Raw genomic sequence first — 21,601 nt, 5'->3', positions numbered from 1 at the left:
CAGGGCCTCACATCCGGAAGACGCCGAAGCCGCCGCGCGCGCCTTCGACCGGGGCGGTGTGGATTGCCGACAGGCACAGGCCGAGGACGGTACGGGTGTCGCGCGGGTCGATGACCCCGTCGTCGTACAGCCGCCCCGAGAGGAACACCGGCAGGGACTCGGCCTCGATCTGCCGCTCCACCATCGCGCGCAGCGCGGCGTCGCCCTCCTCGTCGTACGGCTGTCCCTTCGCCGCCGCCGACGCGCGGGCGACGATCGACAGGACGCCGGCGAGCTGCTGCGGGCCCATGACGGCGGACTTGGCGCTGGGCCAGGCGAACAGGAAACGGGGGTCGTAGGCGCGCCCGCACATGCCGTAGTGCCCGGCCCCGTACGAAGCCCCCATCAGCACGGACAGATGCGGGACACGGGAATTGGCCACCGCGTTGATCATCATCGCGCCGTGCTTGATGATGCCTCCCTGTTCGTACTGCCTGCCGACCATGTAGCCGGTGGTGTTGTGCAGGAACAGCAGCGGTATGTCGCGCTGATTGGCCAGCTGGATGAACTGCGCGGCCTTCTGCGACTCGGCGGAGAACAGCACGCCCCGGGCGTTGGCCAGCACACCGACCGGATAGCCGTGCAGGCTCGCCCATCCGGTCGTGAGCGAGGGCCCGTACAGCGGCTTGAACTCGTCGAAGTCCGAGGCGTCGACGATCCGGGCGATCACCTCGCGCGGATCGAAAGGCGTCTTCACATCCCCGGGCACGATGCCGAGCAGCTCTTCCGGGTCGTACGCCGGGGGCTCGGCCGGGCCCGGATCGGGGTGCGCCTTGCGGTGGTGGAGGCGGGCGACGATCCGGCGGGCCTGGCGGATGGCGTCGGGCTCGTCCACCGCGTAGTGGTCGGCGAGGCCGGACACGCGCGCGTGCATCTCGGCGCCGCCGAGCGACTCGTCGTCGCTCTCCTCCCCCGTGGCCATCCTCACCAGCGGCGGGCCGCCGAGGAAGACCTTCGACCGCTCCTTGATCATCACGGTGTGGTCGGACATGCCGGGCACATACGCACCGCCCGCCGTCGAGTTGCCGAAGACGACCGCGACGGTCGGGATACCGGCCGCCGACAGGCGGGTGATGTCACGGAACAGCGCCCCGCCGGGGATGAAGATCTCCTTCTGGGAGGGCAGGTCGGCGCCGCCGGACTCCACGAGCGAGATACAGGGCAGCCGGTTGGCGTACGCGATCTCGTTGGCGCGCAGGACCTTCTTCAGCGTCCAGGGGTTGGAGGCTCCGCCGCGTACGGTCGGGTCGTTGGCGGTGATCAGGCACTCGACGCCCTCCACCACGCCGATGCCGGTGACGATCGAGGCACCGACCGGGTAGTCGCTGCCCCAGGCGGCGAGCGGGGACAGTTCCAGGAACGGCGCGTCGGGGTCGAGGAGCAACTCCACGCGTTCGCGGGCCAGGAGTTTGCCCCGCTTGCGGTGCCGGTCGACGTACTTCTCACCGCCGCCCGCGAGGGCCTTGGCGTGCTCGGCGTCGAGTTCGGCGAGCCTGGCGAGCATGGTGGCGCGGTGGGCCGCGTAGTCGGGGTCGGCGGTGTCCAGGGCGGTGCGCAGCACGGTCACAGCAGGGCCTCCGGGATGTCGAGGTGGCGGGAGCGGAGCCATTCGCCGACCGCCTTGGCCTGCGGGTCGAAACGGGCCCGGGACGCGACGCCCTCGCCCAGCAGGCCGGTCACCACGAAGTTCAGCGCGCGCAGGTTCGGCAGCACGTGGCGTACGACCTCCAAGTCCCGTGTCTCCGGCAGCAGTTCGCGCACGCGGCCGACGGTCAGCTCATGGGCGAGCCAGCGCCAGGCGTCATTCGTGCGCGCCCACACGCCGACGTTGGCGTCGCCGCCCTTGTCGCCGCTCCTCGCCCCCGCGACCAGACCGAGCGGGGCCCGGCGCACCGGCCCGGGCGGCAGGCGTTCGGGAAGTTCCGGCTCCGGTACGGCTTCCAGCGCCCGCGTCCGTACGGCAGGAGGCACCGCCACCCGCTCCCCCGCCGGCAGTACGGCGGTGTGCGCCACCGCATCCGCCTCCACGTACGCCGTCTCCAAGACCCCGTACGGCTCGCCCTTCCCCGGTGGCGCCGTGACATGGAAACCGGGGTAGCTGCCCAGCGCCAGCTCGACCGCCGCGCCGCTCACCGCCCGCCCCACCACCTCGGGGTCGCCGTCCCGCACCACCAGCCGCAGCAGGGCGCTCGCCGTCTCCTCGGTGCCGGCGTCCGCGCGGTCGGTGCGGGCCAGCTCCCACCGCACGTCGGCGCTCTTCGCGACGGCGCCCGCCAACTGCTCGCGCACCAGCCGCGCCTTGGCCTCGATGTCGAGTCCCGTCAGCACGAACACGACCTCGTTGCGCCAGCCGCCGAGCCGGGTCAGCCCGGCCTTCAGCGTCGGGGGCGGCGCCTCGCCGCGTACGCCGGAGATCCGCACCCGGTCCGGGCCGTCCCGGTCGAGGCGTACGGTGTCGAGGCGCGCCGTCACGTCGGGTCCCGCGTACCGCGCGCCCGCCGTCTCGTACAGCAGTTGCGCGGTGACCGTCCCGATGTCCACGACCCCGCCCGTACCGTCCTGCTTGGTGATGACGCACGACCCGTCCTCGTGCAGCTCGGCGACCGGGAAGCCGGGCCTGCGTACGTCATGGCCGGTGAAGAAGGCGTAGTTGCCGCCCGTCGCCTGCGTCCCGCACTCCAGGACGTGCCCGGCGACCACCGCGCCCCCGAGCCGGTCGTACTCCTCGGGCCCCCACCCGTGCCACCACGCCGCCGGCCCGCTCACCAGCGCCGCGTCCGTGACCCGTCCGGTCACCACGACGTCGGCGCCGCCCCGCAGGCAGGCCGTGATGCCGCCGCCGCCCAGGTACGCATTGGCCGTCAGCGCCCCGTCCGGCACCGGCAGCCGGTCGCCCTCCACATGCCCGACGCGCGCCGGAACCCCCAGCCGGCGGGCCAGGGCGCCGAGCGCCTCGGCAAGCCCGGCCGGGTTGAGGCCGCCCGCGTTGGCGACGATCCGCACGCCCCGCTCGTGGGCGAGCCCGAGGCCCTCCTCCATCTGCCGCAGGAACGTCTTGGCGTAGCCGAGCCCCGGGTCCTTGAGCCGGTCGCGGCCGAGGATGAGCATGGTGAGCTCGGCGAGGTAGTCCCCGGTCAGGACGTCCAGTTCGCCACCGGTGAGCATCTCGCGTACGGCGTCGAAGCGGTCGCCGTAGAAGCCGGACGCGTTCCCGATCCGCAGCGGCCGCTTCACGCGGCCCCCTTCGGCGCCCGGCCCGCTCCGGCCGGGCCCGCGAAGGCCTGGGCGATGTCCAGCCACCGGTCGGCCTCGGCGCCCTCGGCCCGTACCGCCAGGTCGTCGCGGTGGGCCCGCTGGGTGACCAGCAGGCAGAAGTCCAGGGCGGGGCCGGTGACCTTCTGGGCGGCGTCTTCGGGCCCGTACGCCCATGTCGTCGAACCGTTCGAACCGCCCGAACCGCCCGTACCTTCCGGACCTTCCGGACCTTCCGGACGGTCCGAACCTTCCGGACCTTCCGGACGGTCCGAACCTTCCGGACCTTCCGGACGGTCCGTACCGTCCGGACCGTCCGGCGCGGTCAGCTCCACACGGAAGGGCTCCTCGGGCGCCGGGATGCCCCGCACCGCGTAGGCGTAATCCCGCGCCCGTACGCCGATCCAGGCGACGTGCCGGAGGCGGGCGGTCGGCCGGCGTACGGCGCCGAGGGCGTCAGCGACGTCCTGGCCGTGCGCCCAGGTCTCCATCAGGCGGGCGGTCGCCATGGACGCGGCGCTCATGGGCGGCCCGTACCAGGGGAAACGGGCATCGGCGGGGGCTTTGCGAAGGGCGTCCTGGAGGCGGTCGCGGCCCTCGCGCCAGCGGGCGAGGAGCTGGGCGGGCGGTTGCGCTGCGCCCGCGTCGGCGCCCTCGTCGACGAAGGCCTCGGGCGCGGCGCGCGCCTTCTGGGCCTGCGCCGCGAAGCCCTCCGCGTCCGTGACGGCGAGCAGCGCGGCGGCGTCCGTCCATGCCAGGTGCGCGATCTGATGGGCGACCGTCCAGCGGGGCGCGGGGGTGGGCGTGGCCCAGCCTTCCGGTTTCAGGTCCGCGACGAGCCGGTCCAGCTCCTCGCTCTCGTCACGCAGATCGTCCAACAGGGCACGGGACACGGTGCGTCGCTCCCTCCGGGGCACGGGGCACGGGGCACGGGGCACGGCAGTGCGTGCCCCGGAGCATGGCAGCACCCGGAGAAACAAGCAAGCATGCTTGCTTTACAAGTCTGGCGCTCGGCCGCGCACCGCGCCCATGCTCGCCGCGATGACCAGCGCGATCGCCAACGCGTCGGTGACGGAAAGGGCTTGGTGCAGGACCAGGAAGCCGGCCGCCGCCGCGATCGCCGGCTCCAGACTCATCAGCACGGCGAAGGTCGAGGCGGGCAGGCGGCGCAGGGCGAGCAGTTCGAGGGTGTACGGCAGGACGGACGACAACAGCGCGACACCGAGGCCCAGCGCGAGCGTGGACGGCACGAGCAGCTTGGACCCGGCCTCCGCGACGCCCAGCGGCAGCGTGAGCACCGCGCCCACGGCCATCGCCAGCGCCAGCCCGTCGGCCTGCGGGAAGCGCCGCCCCGTACGGGCGCTGAAGACGATGTACGCGGCCCACATCGCGCCCGCCGAGAGCGCGAACGCCGCGCCGACCGGATCGAGCCGGTCGAACCCGCCCCCGCTGAGCAGCACCACCCCGGCCAGGGCGAGCCCGGCCCACACGAGGCTGATCGGCCTGCGGGAGACGATCACCGACAGGGCGAGCGGCCCGAGCACCTCCAGCGTGACCGCCGCGCCGAGCGGGATACGGTCGGCGGCCTGGTAGAACAGCACGTTCATCGCGGCCATGACGGCGCCGAACGCCACCACCGTGCCCCAGTCGGCGCGTGTGTGCCCGCGCAGCCGTGGGCGGCAGACGACCAGCAGCACGGCGGCGGCGAGGATCAGCCGCAGCGTGACGACACCGAGTGCCCCGGCGCGCGGCATGAGCAGTACGGCGATGGCCGCGCCGAACTGCACGGACAGCCCGCCGGCCACCACGAGCGCCACGGGCCCCACCGCCCGGCCCCGCCCCCGGACGGCGCCCTCGGGGTGCGCGGCGGCGGTCTCGGGCAGCGTGACGGCGGAGGCGTCAGCGGTACGGGACGTGTCGTTCACCGGGCGATCCTCATGACTCTCTTCACCAAGCACATTGCAATGGACTAGCCAGTCCAACATACTGGACCAGATCCAGGACCCCCATCCACCGTAAGCAATTACGGAGCCGCCCACGGAGCCGGCCACCGGAGAGGCCCAGGGAGCCGGCGATGCGGCGGGCACGCCCGGAACGGCTCTCGCGACGGCTCCGCGATCTCTGCGAGAAAGCCCACGAAGACTTCCCCAATTGATCGCCAACTCTCCTATAGTGACCCGCAATTGCCCGCGCATTGACGGCTCCAGCTCCCCATGCCCCCAAGCCCTGAGGACTGACGATTTGCGCCCCCTCACCAGCCCCGCCGGCGACGGTCTGAAGATCGTGATCGTCGGCGGCTTCGGGGTCGGCAAGAGCACCCTCGTCCGGTCCGTCAGCGAGATCCGGCCCCTCTACACCGAAGAGCGGATCACCCGCGCGGGCGAGGCCCCCGGCACCGCCCAGGCGCACACCGCCCCGGCGCACACCAAGACCTCCACCACGGTCGCCTTCGACTTCGGCCGCATCACGCTCGACCCGCGCAACGTCCTGTACCTCTTCGGCGCCCCCGGCGAGGAACGCTTCCGGTTCCTGTGGGACCGGCTCTTCTCCGGCGCCCTCGGCGCGGTCGTCCTCGTGGACACGCGCCACCTGGCCGACTCCTGGTACGCGAGGTACGCCATCGACCGGCTGGAGCGCCACGGCACGCCGTTCATCGTCGCGTGCAACGACTTCGGCGGCCCGGCCCACACCGAGCAGGAGATCCGCGAGGCGCTCGGCCTCGCCGCTCACGTACCGCTGGTGGAGTGCGACGCCCGCGACCACTCCTCCAGCAAGTACGTCCTGATCAACCTCCTCGGCCACCTCCGCGCCCCGCGCCGGCAGAGCCCGTAGCGCCCGCGGACCCCGGCGCACACCCCCGCGTCCCACCGGTCTCATTTCCACGTCTCACCGGACGGACACGGTCCTCGGCCGCGTCCGTGACGGGCTAGGCTCCGAATCGTGGCTGAGATCCGGATTCCCGCTGACATCAAGCCCGCCGACGGCCGTTTCGGCGCGGGCCCCTCCAAGGTGCGTACGGAGGCGCTGGACGCCCTGGCCGCCACCGGCACTTCCCTCCTCGGTACGTCCCACCGCCAGGCCCCGGTCAAGAACCTGGTCGGCGAGGTCCGCGCGGGCGTACGCGACCTGTTCTCCCTCCCCGAGGGCTACGAGGTCATCCTGGGCAACGGCGGCTCGACCGCCTTCTGGGACATCGCGACCCACGGACTGATCGAGAACAAGTCGCAGCACCTCTCCTTCGGCGAGTTCTCCTCCAAGTTCGCGAAGGCCTCGAAGCTGGCCCCGTGGCTGGCCGAGCCGACCGTGATCTCCTCCGACCCGGGCACCCACCCGGAGCCGGCGGCCGAGGCGGGCGTCGATGTGTACGCGCTCACGCACAACGAGACCTCCACCGGTGTCGCCGCCCCGGTCAAGCGCGTCGCGGGCGCCGACGAGGGCGCCCTGGTCCTCGTCGACGCGACCTCCGGCGCGGGCGGCCTGCCGGTCGACATCACCGAGTCGGACGTCTACTACTTCGCGCCGCAGAAGTCGTTCGCCTCGGACGGCGGCCTGTGGATCGGCGTCTTCTCGCCCGCCGCGCTGGACCGCGCCCAGCGCATCCACGCCTCGGGCCGCCACGTCCCGGAGTTCTTCTCCCTCCCCACGGCGATCGACAACTCGCTGAAGAACCAGACGTACAACACCCCGGCCCTCGCCACCCTCTTCCTGCTCAACGAGCAGCTGAAGTGGATCAACGGCCAGGGCGGCCTGGACTGGTCGGTGGGCCGCACCGCCGCCTCCGCGCGCACGCTGTACGGCTGGGCCGAGGAGTCCAAGTACGCCACGCCGTTCGTCGCGGACCCCGCGAAGCGTTCGCAGGTCATCGGCACGATCGACTTCTCGGACGAGATCGACGCGGCGGCCGTCGCCAAGGTGCTGCGCGCCAACGGCATCGTGGACACCGAGCCGTACCGCAAGCTGGGCCGCAACCAGCTGCGGATCGCGATGTTCCCGGCGATCGACCCGGCGGACGTCGAGGCGCTGGCGGCGTGCGTGGACTACGTGATCGAGAAGCTGTAAGCGGTACGCGTACGGAAAGGGGCCCGGCCCGGCGGTTGACCGTCGGACCGGGCCCTTTTCGTATGCGGCCGATAACCGCTCTATCGGCCCCCGGTCCCCTTCCCTACCATCCGAAGCACTCCGTGAGCAGCCCGGTGAACCACCGGCTAGTTGTCATGCTCACGACTCTCATGGTTGACCCCCCACGTCGGCCGGCAACCGATTGGATCACTATGTCCGCGATCTCCAGATCCTTACCCGTCTGCGGCGCGGCCGCGGCGGTCCTCGCCACGACCCTCCTCGCACCGGGCGGCGCCTCGGCCGCCCCAGCCGCCCCGCGCGGCATCGTGGCCCCGCCCGACAAGATCGTCATCGAGATCGCGACGGTCAACGGCTCGGGTTGCCCGCAAGGGACGACCGCCGTCGCCGTCTCACCGGACAACACGGCCTTCACCGTCACCTACAGCGACTACCTCGCCCAGGTGGGCGTGGGCGCGCAGCCCACGGACTTCCGCAAGAACTGCCAGCTCAACCTGATCGTGCACGTCCCCCACGGCTTCACCTACGCCGTCGCCAGCGCGGACTACCGCGGCTACGCCCACCTCCAGCCCGGCGCGAGCGCGGTCCAGAAGGCGTCGTACTACTTCCAGGGCTCCCCCGACACGGCGTCCCGAAGCCACCCCTTCCGCGGCCCGTACGACAACAACTGGCAGGCGACCGACGAGACCGACTGGGGCCAGCTGGTCTGGGCCCCCTGCGGCGTGAAGCGGAACTTCAACATCAACACCGAGCTCCGCGTCAGCGCGGGCACCTCGGACCCGGCCAAGACCAACAGCTTCATCGCCATGGATTCGACGGACGGCGACATCAAGACCATCTACCGCCTGGCCTGGAAGGAATGCCCCAAGTAGGCGCCCCGCCGACCGGGTGGGCCCGCGCCCCCTCCGAGGGCCCACCCCCCTGGCAGTGAGTTCAGGTGATCACGCAGTGATCCGCGTTTGCACACTTCGGTAGAGAGCTCATGAGACCAGTGTGACGGTCGCCACTGACACCGTGGAATACGACGATCTCCTTCGCGGCGTGCGAAGGAGCATCGTCGGACACGCTCCGCTGGTCAGACGCGTCCCAGGGCCCGGGTGATCCAGCCGGCGTCGCGCCACTGGTCGGTGTTGAGGGTTCCGCGGGCGTCGATGACCTTGGGGCTGTGGGTGCGGGCGGCGAGTCGCTCTGGGTCGATGTGGGAGAACTGCGGCCACTCGGTCAAGTGCAGCAGCAGGTCGGCGTCCTCGACGGCGGCCATCGGGTCCTCGACGTAGTCGAGCTCGGGGTGGAGCTTGCGGGCGTTGTCGAGGGCCTTGGGGTCAGTGATGGTGACGCTGGCGCCGAGGTCGTGGAGGGCTTGTGCGACAGCGAGGGCGGGCGAGTCGCGGATGTCATCAGTCCCGGGCTTGAAGGCGGCGCCCCAGACGGTGATCCGCTTGCCTCGCAGGTCGGTGCCGAGTTCCTCGCGGGCGAGGTCGACGATGCGCCGGCGGCGGCGGGTGTTGACGGCGTCGGCTTCCCGAAGGATCCCGGCCGCCTCGCCGGCCCCGAGTTCGTCTGCGCGGGTGATGAAGCCGCGGACGTCCTTGGGCAGGCAGCCGCCGCCGAAGCCCAGGCCGGGCCGCATGCCACGGCGACCGATGCGGATGTCGTGGCCGAGGATGTCGGCGAGTTCGGCGACGTTGGCGCCGGCCTTCTCGCAGACTTCGGCCATCGCGTTGATGAAGGAAATCTTGGTGGCGAGGAAGGAGTTCGCGGCGCCCTTGGCGAGCTCGGCGGTGGCCCAGTCCGTGACGATCGTCGGCGTCCCCGACTCGATGATCTTGCCGAACGCCTGCCGCAGCAGGGCCTCGGCCCAGGAGTGCTGGGTGGTGAAGCCGAGGACGAGCCGGTCCGGGCGGAGGGTGTCCTCGACGGCGAACGACTCGCGCAGGAACTCCGGGTTCCAGGCGACCTCGATGAGGCCCCCGGCAGGGGCGTGTTCGCGCAGGAGCTCGGCGACGCGGGGTGCGGTGCCGACGGGGACGGTCGACTTGACCGCGACGACGGCCGGCCGGGTCAGGCCGGGGGCCAACTTGGTGACGGCGTCGAAGAGGTGGGTGAGGTCGTACGCGTCGCTGTCGGGCTGCTGCGGGGTGCCGACGCCGATGAAGTGCAGGTCGGCGAAGTTGGCGGCCTCCTGGTAGGAGGCGGTGAACTTCAGCCGGCCCGACTCGGTGTGCTTGGCGAGGAGGTCGTCCAGGTCCCGCTCGAAGAACGGAGCCTTGCCGGTGTTCAAGGTGTGGACCTTGTCGACGTCGGAGTCCATGCCCAGCACCTCGTGGCCGAGCTCGGCCATGCAGGCGGCGTGGGTGGCGCCGAGGTAGCCGCATCCGATCACGGTCATCTTCATGAGCGGGGTGTCCCTTCGGGTGGGGCCGCCGTCGGTGGCCCCACCCTTGCCCCGCGCGGTAAGGGCGGGGTGATCAGGAGGGCCGGGCGGCCAGATAGCGGCGGATCCCGTGCCGGATGAACGGCGGGATCGTGAGAATGTCGATGTGCTCGGGGGCGAAGAACTGGAGCTTGACGCCCTCGCTGAGCGGGAGGCTGGTCTCGTCGCCGTCCCAGTTGGCGGAGAAGAAGGTGATGATCTGCCCGGAGCCGCGGTGGTCGGTGATCTCGAACAGCTCGGTCAGCTTCGAGGCGGTGAGGCCGGCTTCTTCGTTGAGCTCGCGGACGACCGCGGTGGCCGGGTCCTCGCCGGGGTCGCAGCCGCCGCCCAGGAGGCTCCAGTGGGCGGGCCAGGCGATGTGCGGCAGGTCGTCGCGCAGGTGGAGGAGGATGTCGCCGCGGCGGTTGGTGATGATCGCGACGGCTCCGCGGGCGGCGCCCGGCTCCGGGCTTGCGGTGGTGTCGGAGTGCATTCCGACACGCTAGTGGGCCGGTTGGGGATCATGCGGCAGCCCGGACGGTCCGGTCAGAAAACCAGGCGGCTGCCATCAGGGCCTGCATGCGGGTGCGGTCGAACCGGCCCCCGCGGGCCAAACCCCCCTTGAGGAGGGGGTGGAAAGGCGGCGGAGCGTCGGTCAGGGCGGTGTTGATCTGGGCATCGGCCCACTCGGCGAGGTCGCCGTTGAGCCAGGCGGGGACCGGGGAGGCGAAGCCGAGCTTGTCCCGGCTGGCCCAGACCTCGCGGGGCAGGCCGAGGGCCCTGGCGGCGTCCCGCAGGATCCGCTTGCCCTGTGCCGGGTCGGTGATCTTGTAGTCGAGGGGCAGCCGGTAGGACAGCTCGACCAAGTCGCGGGCTAGGTAGGGGGACCGGCGTTCGAGCGCGTAGGCGGAGGCGAGCTTGTCGCTGGTCATCACCAGGGGCCGCCATGCCGTCGCCAGGTCGGCCAGGGTCAGGCCGCGGGCCAGGTCCCCGCCCGCGCGGGCCATCGCGTCGGCGACCAGGTCCCTCACCCGCCCGTCCGGATCCGGCCCGCGCAGGATCAGCCGGGCGGCTGCCTCCGCCGGGTCGAGCGGCTCACCGGCGGTGTGCAGGAGCTTGACGGCCAGCGGCCGGTATGCCTCCATCCCGGCGTTCAGGACGGCGTCGGGGCCGAAGAGGACCAGGGCCTGGCGAACGTAGCCCATGAGGAACTCGTCCGGCCCCAGCCCTCCGATCACGACGCGAAGCCCCAGGTCGGAGACCTTCCGGTAGGCCATGTGCTCGGAAAACGTGGATGCGTTGCCCATGGGGTAGTCCAGGGCCCGCATCATGTGCGGCAGGGCATGCGTGAAGTCGACGTGGTCCGGCTCGACCACCACCAGCTCGGCCTTGATGTCTCGGGCGATGATCGCGGCGGTGGAGGACTCATCGAGGCGGTCCTGGCCCGGGTAGCGGACGGTGACGCATACCGGCGGCCGCATCAGGTAGGCCAGCACCGCCGAGTCCAGCCCGCCGGAGAGGAGGAGGGCGAAGTCGCAGGCCGGGGACCTGAGCGGGATCTGCTCGGCCAGGACTGTGGAGAACTTTGCCAGGGCCTCGGTGTAGGTGCTGGCGTATGGGGCCCGGTCCTCAAGGTGCCACCAGGTCATCTGGTCGATGGAGCCTGTGGTGACGTCGAACGTCAGCAGGGTGGCCGGGGCCAGCAGCTGGATGCCCTGGAACGGGGTGTCGACCCCGACGGGCGTCTCGATCGCGGTGACTTCCGGTCGTAAGACCAGCGGGGCCGGGCCGTAGCCGGTCAGCGTGGTGACCTCGGAGGCGAACGCGAGCCGGCCGCCGTCCAGCCGCCAGTAGAGCGGCTTTTCCCCCAGCCGGTCGCGGGCCAGGAACAGCTTCGCGGTGCGGGGGTCATAGACGGCGAGGGCGAACATGCCGTCCAGCCCGTCCAGGCAGGACGGGCCGATCTTGGCCCAGGCCCGCAGCAGGAAGTGGGCGTCCGACTCCCGCTCGGCGATCTCGATGCCCCAGGCGGTGGCCTGCTGCTGCCAGTTGTAGATCTCCCCGTTGAAGGCCAGCAGGACGCCGGTGGCCCGGTCGAGGTAGGGGCCGGGCATGGCCTGCGGGTCGACGATCAGCAGGGTGTTCATGGCCAGCACTGCCCGCCCGTCCTGGCTGGCGGCGTGCAGGGTGCCGTCCGGGCCGCGGTAGTGCTGCGAGTCGCCCATCGCGGCGACGGTCTTCTCGTGCCGGACGGCGTCGCCTCCGGCCAGTCCTGCGATTCCGCACATCTGGTTCACCCCCGAGCGTGAAGTCGTGGTGCCTGGCGACGGCCGCCGCCGGGAGCCCCTTCCTGGCGTCCCGGCGGCAGCCTGTGCCCACATCACACCCGCCGGGCCCGGATGCCGGGGAGGGCTCACACAGGGGCTCACAACTCGCGAACCCGGTTCGCCCATGGTCCGCAGGGCAATACCCTCAGTGCCTCAAGACGCGGGAAGGGCATACGCCTTTCCGTGCCCAGCCGGAATGCGCACGACCGGAAATGCCAGTCGAAGCAGACCGGCCCCATGGCGTTTCCTCGTCAGCGACTTCACCTTGCTGACCTGGTGAAAGAGGGGTCTGAAGGTGGCGTCGACCAGCCGTCGGAAGCGTCCGCCGAACGCGGACCTGGCCCGGCTCATCGAGACCTGCGGCGCGAGCCACAAGTCCCTGGCCCTGCGGGTCAACCAGCTCGCCCAGCAGGCCGGCCTGGAGACCGACTACTCGCATACCTCCATCGCGAACTGGTGCCAGCGGGGCATGATCCCTAAATGGCCGGTGCCGACACTCCTCGCGCAGGCGATCGCCGAACGGCTCGGCCGTCCGGTGTCACTTGGCGAAATCGGAATGGGCGATGCGGAGACACCGGACGCGGATGTGGGGTTGCATTTCCCGCGGGACCGCGGCGATGCGGTCCGAGTGGCCACTTCGCTCTGGAGTTTCGTGAACCGCCGCGACTTCCTGACCGGGTCCGGCTTCGCCGTGTCCGCGTTCACCACCCCCGTGACCCGCTGGCTGGTCACCCCCGCCGACGAGGCCGCCGACATGGCCGGCGGCAAGCAGGTCGGCCGGGCCGACCTGGAAGAACTCCGGGACGCGGCCGACGAGGCCCGCCGCTGGGACTCCAAATACGGCGGCGGCAACTGGAAGGCCAACTCCGTCACCGTCTGCCTCCAGGACCGGGCCGCCCCACTGCTGCGGGGCTCCTTCACCGACGCGGTCGGTCGGGACCTGTTCTCCGTCACCAGCGAGCTGTCCCGCCTGGCCGGCTGGACGGCATTCGACGTCGGCCAGCACGACGTCGCCCAGCGGCACTTCATCCAGGCCCTCCGCCTGGCCCGCGCGGGCGGGGACGTCGAGCTGGGCTGCTACGTCCTGACCACGATGGCGATGCAGTCGCTGCTGCGGGGCTTCGCCTCCGAGGCCGTCGACATGGCCCAGGGCGCCTTCGAGCGGGCCAAGGCCCAGGCCGCCCCCCGGGTGCTGGCCTTCACTAAGCTGATCGAGGCCCGTGCCCATGCCCGCGACAGGGACGCCAAGGCCGCCTCCCGGGCCCTGAAGGCTTCTGAGGACCTCCTGGGCCAGGCAGAGGCTTCCGGTGGCTCGGAGCCCGCCTGGATCGACTTCTACCACTATGCCCGCCTCTCCGCGGACGCCGCTGAGGTCTTCCGCGACCTGAAGAACCCCAAGGCGGCCCTGGCCTGGAACCGGCAAGCCGCCGCCATGCCGTCCGGGGTGTTCACCCGCTCGGTCGGGATGCGGCTGGCGATCGTGGGGACCGCCCACCTCCAGGCCCGCGACCTCGACCACGGCCTGGAGCTCGGCAACCGGTCCGTGGACATCCTCGCCCGCGTCCAGTCCTCCCGGGCCAAGGACTACGTCCGCGAATTCAACACCGCCCTCGCCCCCTGGCGCCGGGAGCCGGCCGTCCGCGAGTTCATCCACCGCACCCGCACCGAACTCGGCATCGCCGCCTGACGGCCGTCCCCCTCTTCGAGGAGGGGGACGTACCAACGGTGAAGTGCGGCAGCAGGTGGTCGCCGACGGTCTGCAGACAGCGGTCGAGCTCCGGGCCGCGCGGGGTGGGGATGACGCTCATGCTGTCGTCCCTCCGGTGGCCTTGAAGCAGAGCCAGACGATCCTCCCGAACGGGCGTGACCTGCCCGCTCCCGCGGGCTGTGCGTGATCCACCAGCCGGACTACCCACCCGCTGAGCACTCTGGCCAAGCTGTTCGCGGCGGACTACTGGACCGTCCTGAAGGGACGTGCGGCTCGCCCGCCGTGACTACCAGCACCGAGCCCGACTCGTCGACCTCTACGACCCGACCCGGCAGCGGTGACCCACCGTCCGTACCGCCCAGCGGCCGGGTGACGCGCCGGGTGAGGGGTGTCAGCCGCGGCGGCGGAGCCTCTTCAGGCTGAGTACGAGAGCGGCGGCGCCGGCCAGCACCAGGGCGCCCAGCGTGACGTTCCCGCCGCCGCCCCCGCCGGTCTCGGCGGCGCCGGCGCCCGGGGGCGGTGAGCCACCCGTGCTGCCCGGCGTACCGCCCGCCTCGGGCGGCGGACGCTTGTCGACCTCCACCCGCACGACCCGGCCCCGCTCCCCCTCCGTGCCGAACATCAGCGCCGACCCGTCCGCCGTGTACGTCACCGACTCCGCCTGGCCCTGGATCGGCGCGCTCACCCTCTTGTCGACCCCGAGCCGGCCGCCCTTCCAGGCGTACGCCCGCGCGCTGAAGTAGCTCCGCAGCACCAGTTCCGTACCGTCCGGGGAGAACGCCCCGTCCGTCACCCACGGCACCTCGCCGATCCGCCGGAAGACGTTCGCCCCGTGCGCGGTCAGCCGCTGCGGCCCCTCGTAGAGGCCGCCGCCGTCCTCGTGCTTGGAGGCGATGTAGACCCGCCCGGTCTTCGGGTGCACCATCATCGCCTCGGCGTTACGGGGCCCGTCCGCGTACGTCACCGTGTACTGCGTGGCGTTCACGCTCTGGTCGCGCAGCCGCCCCGGCTCGGGGAAACGGTAGATCCAGACGTGGTCCCAGGACCCGTTCAGGTTGTCCCCGATGTCCCCGACGTACACGTCACCGTCCGGCCCGACCGAGATCGCCTCCATGTCACGGGGCTTGCCGACCCCGCGCAGGGTGACGGTGGCGACGGTCTCGCCGGTTCTGGCGTCCACGGCGAACACCCGTGGCTCGTCCTGGTCGTTGTGCGTCCAGTAGACGCCGGGGTGGGCGCGGCTGGCGGCCAAGCCGCTGGACTCGGTGATGCGCGGGTCCTCGACGGTGAACCCGTCATCGTCCGCCGCTGCCGGACTCGCGGTGGCGACCACCACCGCGACCGAGGCCGCGACCGGACCGACCGTCCTGCGCAACGAAGCCAACCAAGCCAACCAAGCCAGCGAAACCATGCACCCAGTGTCCATGGTCACATCGCCCGCCCACGCCCCGGTCGGGGATGATGGCCCCCATGCGTTTCATGTTCGTCGGCGACAGCCAAACCATCGGACGCGCCGGCGACTACACCTGGCGCTACCGGATGTGGCAGCACCTCAACGCCTCCTTCGGCGGCCCGTACCGGATCGTCGGCCCACGCACCGAGCTGTACGACCCGACCGCCGACGCCGCCGTCTCGCACGCCTACGCCGACCCGGACTTCCCCGCCAAGGCGCGCAAACACCTGGCGGGGTGGGGCGAGGGCTGGCTGCACATGGCGCCGCTCATCCGGGAGACGGTCGCCGCGACCAAGGCGGATGTGCTCCTGGTCTCGCTCGGCCTGATCGACCTGGGCTTCTACACGGACGCCGACCAGACCTCGGAGAACGTACGTTCCTTTTTCGACCAGGCCCGCGCCGCCAACCCGCACCTCCGCGCGGTGGTCCTCCCCGTGATCCCCAACATCCGCGCCGAGAACGAGCCGTCGTTCGCCGCCGACTGCGCCCGCTTCAACGAGCTCCTCGCCAAAACGGTCGCCGACCTCGACCAGCCCGCCTCGCCTCTCCTCCTGGCCTCGCCGCCCGAGGCGTACGACCTCCACACCGACACCTACGACGGCACCCACCCCAGCGAGCCGGGCGAGCACAAACTCGCGGCGGCCTTCGCCACGGCCATGCACCAGGCCTGGGACCTGGGCGCGCCCTACACCCCCACCCCGTGAGGGCGGACGACACGCCACCTACGGCACGTACGACGCCGCCCTCGCCGTGCTCACCACCCGCCGCCCGTCCTCGGCGCCCAGCAGCCCGGCGGCCACCCACGCGTCCACCACGCCCTGCACCCGCTTGACCAGCGCCCGCGCGTTCCGGAAGGGGGCGGCGGCCCAGATCTCGTCGAGCAGGGTGGTGCCGTCCGCCCTGGCCGGGTTGGCGACGCCGGAGTCGGTGCCGCCGAAAGCCACCCGCGGCTCGGAGCGCCGGAAGTAGGCGTGCGTCGGGTCCTCGGTGCCTTCGGCGAAGGGCGCGAACTCGATGCCGTCCAGGGTGAAGTGGAGCGGCTCGCCCGCGACGGGCGTGAACGTGGGCAGCAGGTCGCCGGAGAGCGCGGCGTTGCGGTAGAGCCCGACCGGCAGGAAGGTCTGGCGGGGGTCGCGGGCGACGAGGTTGACGGGCCCGTAGAACAGGGTCTGCACCGACGGGTCGTCCAAGGCCTTTTCGACGCGCATCCTGAAGGGCATGGTGACGGCGACGGTGTCCCCGTCGCGCCAGGTCCGGGAGACCGTGACGTAGCTGCCGGGCTCAGCGGCCCCGGTGACGCGGGCCCCGTTCACCCTCACCTCGAACCCGCCCCCGCCCCCGCCCCCGTCTCCGTCCCCGTCCCCGTCCCGCGCCCAGGACGGCACGCGCAGCAGCAGGTCGAAGCGGGCGGTCCGGCCCCGGACGGTGATCCGTGACCGCTGTTCGGCCGGATACGCCGTCTCCTGCGTGACCGTGACGCCCTTCTCCTCCCATGTCAGCGTGGACGGGCTGTAGAGGTTGACGTACAGCGCGCTGTCGTCGGCCCTCGTGAAGTACACGGAGTCCTGGTACTTGGTGGCGCTCTCCATGCCCGTGCCCTCGCAGCACGTCGTCCCCTGCTTGGGCGTGTAGTCGCGCACATGCCCCGGCACCAGCCCGGTGAAGTAGGTGACGAGCGGCTTCTCGGCGTCCGGCTTGTCCTGCTTGGAGCCGAGTACCTGGTTGTAGAGCGCCCGCTCGTAGTAGTCCATGTACGCCGGGTCCTGCTCGTGGAAGAACAGCATCCGGCTCAGCTTCAGCATGTTGTACGCGCAGCAGGTCTCGGCCGTGACGTCGCTGAGCGCCCCGGCGATGACGCCGCGCGCCTTCCAGAACTCCCGGTCGCTGGTGCCGCCGATGCCGTACATCCGGGCCGGTACGACCATGCCCCAGAAGTTCTTCGCCGCCTTCAGGTACCGCTCCTCGCCCGTCTCGTCGTACAGCCGGACCAGGCCGGTGAAGATCGGGATGTGCTGGTTGGCGTGCAGCCCGTCGAGGATGTCGTGGCCCGCGGCGCACGCGTCGATGAGCTTGTCGAGGTCGAACAGCCGGGCGAGGGCGAGGTGTTCGGCCCTGCCGGTGACGGCGTGCAGGTCGCATATCGCCTCCACCATGCCGCCGAACTCGCCGCTGGAGAAGATCCCCCACATGCGCTGGAGGGTGCTCTCGGGCAGCTTGGACAGCCGCGAGTACATCCAGTCGCACATCCCGGAGGCGAGGTCGAGCGCCCGCGCGTCACCGGTGTTGAGGTACGCGTCCAGCAGCCCGCGCAGGATCTTGTGGGCGGTGTAGTACGGCGCCCACACCACCGTGTAGTCGCCGCTGGTCATCGACTCCAGGGTGATGAACTGCGTTTCGGGGTACGCGGCGAGGAACCCCGGATGGCTGGACCCGCCCCACGTGCGGCGCAGGGTGGCGTGCCGTCCGCGGCCGGAGCGGTCGGCGAAGGTGCCGCCGGTCGTCTCCTCGAAGGTGTACGAGGCCAGGTCGCCGGCGCCCGCGGCCGACCCGGCGGCGGGCTTGTCCCGCAGCTCCGCGACCTCCGTGGCGCTCAGCGCCCGCGACCAGATGTTGACCTCGTCGAAGGCTCCGGCGAAGACGGGGTCGGCGGCGTAGGTGGACCGGCCGAGCCAGTGGTTCTTCAGGGTGCCGAGGGCGGCCGGGTTGAGGGTCATGGCGGTGTTCTTCGCGACGGCGACACCGTTGACGTACAGCGTGCCGGTCGTCCCGCCGATCGTGACGGCCAGATGGCTCCACTGGTTCAGCGGCAGTGGCCGCGTCCCGTTGATGCCCTGCTCGCCGCCGCCCCCGCTGGTGGTGATGGCGAAGCGCGGGACGCCGCCGGCGTTGCGGGCGGCGAGGTAGAGGTAGCGGGAGGTGGTGCCGTCCCCGCAGTCCAGGACGCGGGTCCAGTTGGCGTCGTGCGTGGGCTTCACCCAGGCGGACAGGGTGAGGGACGCGGAGCCGCCGAGGACGGTGTCCGGCAGGTCGACGTACTGGTAGGACCCCCGTACGTTCTCGGCGGCGGTGCCGAACCTGCCCGGCACGCTGAGCACGGCCGGATCGCGCCGCAGCGCCTCGCGCACCTCGACCAGCGCGCCGACCATGTGGCGGATCTTGTCGGCGTACGCCTTGTCGCCCGTGCTGCCGTACGCCTGGGACAGCATGGTGAGGAAGTGGCCGGTGTAGTGGCCGCGGAGGTTGCCGTTGGCCTCGCCGTCCAGCCCCTCCCAGCCGCCGGGGGCGACCGCGCCGCCGGTGGACAGCCCGGCGTTGGCGCGGAACACCTGGAGCAGCCGGTTCACGTCGTAGCCCCGCGCGTGGCCGAGCATCAGGCGCCGCTTGGCCGCGAAGACGCCCTCGCGCAGGGCCACGTCCTTCAGCGCGAACGGGCGCACGGACCAGGCGGAGGGCGCCGCGAGGCCGCCCGCCGCGAGCGTGCCCGCCCCGGGGTGGGCGGCTCCGGCCACGGCCGCCGCGCGTCCGGTGGGCAGTGCGGACAGCGCGGGCGCCGCAGCGGCCAGGGCGGCGGCACGGAGAACGGCTCGTCGGGCGAGGGGTGACGCCATAAGTGCCTCTTTCCTGGACCGATGTTCGAGATACCGGACGCAGTTCGATGAACCGACCAGAACCTAGAAGGCCGGTGGAGGCGCGTCAATGGCTACGACGAGATCACCCAGACGTTCCCGCCAGGAGACGCCCTTGGGGCCTCCAAGTCGCTGCAGGCGAGGCGGAGTTCTCCGTAGGCGACCTGGCCTGACCCTGGCTCGGGGATCCTTGTCCCCAGTCAGTGGAGGAGTTGACCTCCGCGCGTCGGGGACTGGTGGTGTTCAGTGCAGGGTGAGCGGGGTCGCGGATGTGACGTGGGACAGTTTCTCGGGGTTGCGGACGTAGTAGAGGCCGGTGATGCGGGCGTCCTCGACACTGATCGCCATGACGCCGTCGATCTCGCCGTCCAGGCGGACGAGGAGTGCCGGGTTGCCGTTGACCACGGTCGGTTCGGTGGTGAACCTGCCCTCGAACCTGCGCATGCCACCGGCGAACATACGGGCCACCCGCTCGGCGCCGATGACCGGCCGTCGCGCGGCGTGTTTGATGCCGCCGCCGTCGCCGATCAGGACGACCTCGGGGGCGAGCACGTCAAGGAGGGCCTGCGGGTCGCCGGTTTCGACGGCGCGCCGGAACGACTCCAGGACCGCTCGGCCCTCGTTCGAGGAGACCACCCGGCGGGGGCGCCGGGCATCGACGTGCCGGCGGGCGCGGTGGGCGATCTGGCGGACGGCAGCGGGGCTCTTGTCGACGGCCGCCGCGATCTCGTCGTAACCGATGTCGAAGACCTCGCGCAGCACGAAGACGGCTCGCTCGGTCGGTGACAGCGTCTCGAGAACGAGCATCAGCGCCATCGACACGCTTTCGGCGAGCTCCACGTCCTCGGCCACGTCCGGCGCGGTGAGTAGCGGTTCCGGCAGCCAGGGGCCGACGTATGCCTCCCGGTGGCGCTTGATGGTGCGCAGCCGGTTGAGCGCCTGGCGGGTGGTGATCCGGACCAGGAAGGCGCGCTGGTCGCGCACCTGCCCCTGGTCGGCCTTGACCCATTGCAGCCAGGTCTCCTGGAGGACGTCTTCGGCGTCGGCCGCCGATCCGAGTACCTCGTAGGCGACGGTGAAGAGCAGGTTGCGGTGGGCGAGGAACGCCTCGGTGGCCGGTTCGGTGGCGTCGTCGCTCAACTCTCGTTCCTTCTCCCTGTCCTGCGCGGTGGGCCCTGGCCGCCGACCGCGTTCGCGTGCGTCCACAGCAAGATCCTCCCAGCAGGCGCCGGTCAGGCTGCCCGGTCGGCGGCGGCCGGTGCCTCGGCGCGGTGGGCGCGCAGCAGCCGCCGGCGCTTGGCGACACCTCCCGGCATGCGGTGCAGGCTGAACGAACCGGGCTTGCGCGCTTCTCCGGCCAGGTGCTTGGGGATGCCCTTGCAGACCAATTCCTTGATCCTGGCGCCCAGGCCGTCGTCGATGTGCAGCCACACCGCGACGTCGGACCTGTTGGCGAACTGGTAGATGCCCGCCCTTCGGCCCAGGCTGATGCACTGGGCGTACATCGACTGGTGGAGGTTCTCCGGCTGCTCACCCGCGAGCCGACTGAGCACCGTGTCGGCGGCCCGCGCGCCCAACGGCGTCGCGTTCAGGCAGCTCATCCGCAGCGGCACGCCGGACGGTGCCGCCGAGTCCCCGGCCGCGAGGACACGCTCGTCGTCCACGCTCGTCAGCGTCTCGTCCGTGAGCAGGCGGCCCATGGCGTCGGTGCTCAGCCCGCTGCGCGCGGCCAAGTCAGGAACGCCGAAGCCGACGGTCCAGACGGTGACCTCGCTCGGCAGCTCACGGCCGTCGGCGAGCCGCACGGCGTCGCGGGCCACCGCCGTCACCTTCGTGCCTGCGCCGTCGATGACCGTCACACCGAGCTTGGCCAGCCGCTTGGCAACCGAGCGCCGACCCCGGGTATGCAGGTACGGGCCGAGAACGCCGCCGCAGACCAGGGTCACCCGGCGGCCCTGCTCCGCCAGCTCGGCGGCGGTCTCGATGCCGGTGGGACCGGCGCCGACCACCGTCACAGCGGCCGTCGCGGGCGTGGCGTCGAGCACCGCACGCAGCAGTTGCGCCTCGTCCAGGGTGGCGATCGGGTAGGCGAACTCAGCCGCCCCGGGCACGCTCGGTTCGGCGCTGCCGCTACCCACGGCGTAGATGAGGTAGTCGTAGCCGAGCGTGGCATTGGCCGCCAGCGTCACGCTGCGCTGGGCCACGTCGATCCGGGTCACGGTGCCGACCACAAGCCGGACACGCTCGGCCAGGACGTCCTGATAGGCGACGACCGCGTCGTCGGACCCGCCCACCAGCTGGTGCAGGCGGACCCGGTGGACAAGGTGGGGGCGCGGGTTGATCAGCGTCACGGTCACGTCGTCGCGCAGCGTCAGCCGGTTCGCGGCCATCACGCCCGCGTAACCGCCACCGATGACGACCACATGCGGGTTCCCAGTCATGGTGCCTCCTCCGTTTCCAGGGGTTCGGCCTTAAGTCACCGCGTCATCGGTCGCTGTGACAGGGTGTGAGCGAGGTCACTTGACTGGCGCTCGGCTGCAGCTGTGCTCGCATTGAGGGGTTTCATCCTGAAAGTCGCAGGTCACCGGGGCCGGCGGGGACGATCCTGATCACCTGCCGGCGATCAGGCACCCGACCAGCCCGAGACCCCGGCCGATGCGGGTGGCAGGCCGAAGAGGGCCTTCGCCGTCCTGCGCACGCCCCTCG

General features: G+C 71.6%; 16 protein-coding genes. 5 read left to right on the top strand and 11 right to left on the bottom strand.

Going from position 1 to position 21,601, the window contains the following annotated elements; translation table 11 throughout:
• Nucleotides 1-7: 7 nt before the first annotated feature.
• The 4 genes from QWM81_RS13360 to QWM81_RS13345 all read right to left on the bottom strand — a co-directional run bounded on the left by QWM81_RS13360 (nucleotide 8) and on the right by QWM81_RS13345 (nucleotide 5,216).
• Nucleotides 8-1,606 carry an acyl-CoA carboxylase subunit beta gene (locus tag QWM81_RS13360; RefSeq protein ID WP_290112061.1) on the bottom strand — a complete coding sequence of 533 codons (1,599 nt, stop codon included), beginning with the start codon at nucleotides 1,604-1,606 and terminating at the stop codon, nucleotides 8-10.
• Nucleotides 1,603-3,273, bottom strand: a complete 1,671-nt coding sequence (locus QWM81_RS13355; RefSeq protein WP_290112060.1) for an acyclic terpene utilization AtuA family protein — start codon at nucleotides 3,271-3,273, stop codon at nucleotides 1,603-1,605. The genes QWM81_RS13360 and QWM81_RS13355 overlap by 4 nt, the downstream gene beginning before the upstream one ends.
• Nucleotides 3,270-4,184, bottom strand: coding sequence for a TIGR03084 family metal-binding protein (locus tag QWM81_RS13350; RefSeq protein WP_290112059.1), 915 nt, complete (start codon nucleotides 4,182-4,184; stop codon nucleotides 3,270-3,272). The genes QWM81_RS13355 and QWM81_RS13350 overlap by 4 nt, the downstream gene beginning before the upstream one ends.
• Nucleotides 4,185-4,286: 102 nt before the next feature.
• The gene (locus QWM81_RS13345; RefSeq protein WP_435372363.1) at nucleotides 4,287-5,216 is read right to left on the bottom strand and encodes an EamA family transporter; all 930 of its coding nucleotides are present in this window, start codon (nucleotides 5,214-5,216) and stop codon (nucleotides 4,287-4,289) included.
• A gap of 316 nt (nucleotides 5,217-5,532) precedes the next feature.
• Here QWM81_RS13345 and QWM81_RS13340 point away from each other — a divergent pair, with 316 nt between their 5' ends.
• From QWM81_RS13340 to QWM81_RS13330, 3 genes are all read left to right on the top strand, one after another.
• Nucleotides 5,533-6,123, top strand: coding sequence for a GTP-binding protein (locus tag QWM81_RS13340; protein WP_290112058.1), 591 nt, complete (start codon nucleotides 5,533-5,535; stop codon nucleotides 6,121-6,123).
• A 108-nt stretch (nucleotides 6,124-6,231) separates the two neighbouring features.
• Complete coding sequence (gene serC / locus QWM81_RS13335) at nucleotides 6,232-7,350, top strand: phosphoserine transaminase (RefSeq protein WP_290112057.1); 1,119 nt, start codon at nucleotides 6,232-6,234, stop codon at nucleotides 7,348-7,350.
• A gap of 212 nt (nucleotides 7,351-7,562) precedes the next feature.
• Entirely contained in the window at nucleotides 7,563-8,240 is a 678-nt protein-coding gene (locus QWM81_RS13330) for a DUF4360 domain-containing protein (protein ID WP_290112056.1), read from the top strand.
• Nucleotides 8,241-8,443: 203 nt separating this feature from the next.
• On the opposite strand, the gene QWM81_RS13325 is transcribed toward QWM81_RS13330, so the two are convergent.
• The 3 genes from QWM81_RS13325 to QWM81_RS13315 all read right to left on the bottom strand — a co-directional run bounded on the left by QWM81_RS13325 (nucleotide 8,444) and on the right by QWM81_RS13315 (nucleotide 12,069).
• Nucleotides 8,444-9,763, bottom strand: a complete 1,320-nt coding sequence (locus QWM81_RS13325; RefSeq protein WP_290112055.1) for a UDP-glucose dehydrogenase family protein — start codon at nucleotides 9,761-9,763, stop codon at nucleotides 8,444-8,446.
• A gap of 73 nt (nucleotides 9,764-9,836) precedes the next feature.
• Entirely contained in the window at nucleotides 9,837-10,274 is a 438-nt protein-coding gene (locus QWM81_RS13320; protein ID WP_290112054.1) for an NUDIX hydrolase, read from the bottom strand.
• A gap of 28 nt (nucleotides 10,275-10,302) precedes the next feature.
• Nucleotides 10,303-12,069, bottom strand: a complete 1,767-nt coding sequence (locus QWM81_RS13315; protein WP_290112053.1) for an asparagine synthetase B family protein — start codon at nucleotides 12,067-12,069, stop codon at nucleotides 10,303-10,305.
• A 334-nt stretch (nucleotides 12,070-12,403) separates the two neighbouring features.
• Between QWM81_RS13315 and QWM81_RS13310 the strand changes: the two genes are divergently transcribed.
• The gene (locus QWM81_RS13310) at nucleotides 12,404-13,795 is read left to right on the top strand and encodes an NsdA family TPR-like regulatory protein (protein ID WP_290112052.1); all 1,392 of its coding nucleotides are present in this window, start codon (nucleotides 12,404-12,406) and stop codon (nucleotides 13,793-13,795) included.
• A 412-nt stretch (nucleotides 13,796-14,207) separates the two neighbouring features.
• Here QWM81_RS13310 and QWM81_RS13305 read toward each other — a convergent pair whose 3' ends face one another.
• Nucleotides 14,208-15,227 carry an SdiA-regulated/phytase-like domain-containing protein gene (locus QWM81_RS13305; RefSeq protein WP_435372362.1) on the bottom strand — a complete coding sequence of 340 codons (1,020 nt, stop codon included), beginning with the start codon at nucleotides 15,225-15,227 and terminating at the stop codon, nucleotides 14,208-14,210.
• A 59-nt stretch (nucleotides 15,228-15,286) separates the two neighbouring features.
• Between QWM81_RS13305 and QWM81_RS13300 the strand changes: the two genes are divergently transcribed.
• Nucleotides 15,287-15,973 carry a GDSL-type esterase/lipase family protein gene (locus QWM81_RS13300; RefSeq protein ID WP_290112050.1) on the top strand — a complete coding sequence of 229 codons (687 nt, stop codon included), beginning with the start codon at nucleotides 15,287-15,289 and terminating at the stop codon, nucleotides 15,971-15,973.
• Between the two features lie 18 nt (nucleotides 15,974-15,991).
• Here QWM81_RS13300 and QWM81_RS13295 read toward each other — a convergent pair whose 3' ends face one another.
• The 3 genes from QWM81_RS13295 to QWM81_RS13285 all read right to left on the bottom strand — a co-directional run bounded on the left by QWM81_RS13295 (nucleotide 15,992) and on the right by QWM81_RS13285 (nucleotide 21,336).
• Nucleotides 15,992-18,877, bottom strand: a complete 2,886-nt coding sequence (locus QWM81_RS13295) for a beta-L-arabinofuranosidase domain-containing protein (protein WP_290112049.1) — start codon at nucleotides 18,875-18,877, stop codon at nucleotides 15,992-15,994.
• A 261-nt stretch (nucleotides 18,878-19,138) separates the two neighbouring features.
• Nucleotides 19,139-20,035 (bottom strand): RNA polymerase sigma-70 factor, encoded by an 897-nt coding sequence (locus QWM81_RS13290; RefSeq protein WP_290112048.1) that lies wholly within the window; start codon nucleotides 20,033-20,035, stop codon nucleotides 19,139-19,141.
• 92 nt (nucleotides 20,036-20,127) lie between these two features.
• Nucleotides 20,128-21,336 carry an NAD(P)/FAD-dependent oxidoreductase gene (locus tag QWM81_RS13285; RefSeq protein ID WP_290112047.1) on the bottom strand — a complete coding sequence of 403 codons (1,209 nt, stop codon included), beginning with the start codon at nucleotides 21,334-21,336 and terminating at the stop codon, nucleotides 20,128-20,130.
• Nucleotides 21,337-21,601 lie beyond the last annotated feature (265 nt).

The sequence above is a fragment of the Streptomyces ficellus genome (assembly GCF_030406405.1).
Taxonomy (GTDB): Bacteria; Actinomycetota; Actinomycetes; order Streptomycetales; family Streptomycetaceae; genus Streptomyces; species Streptomyces ficellus_B.
Note: the sequence above shows the minus strand (reverse complement) of the source record. Positions and strands in the feature narration are given on the sequence as shown.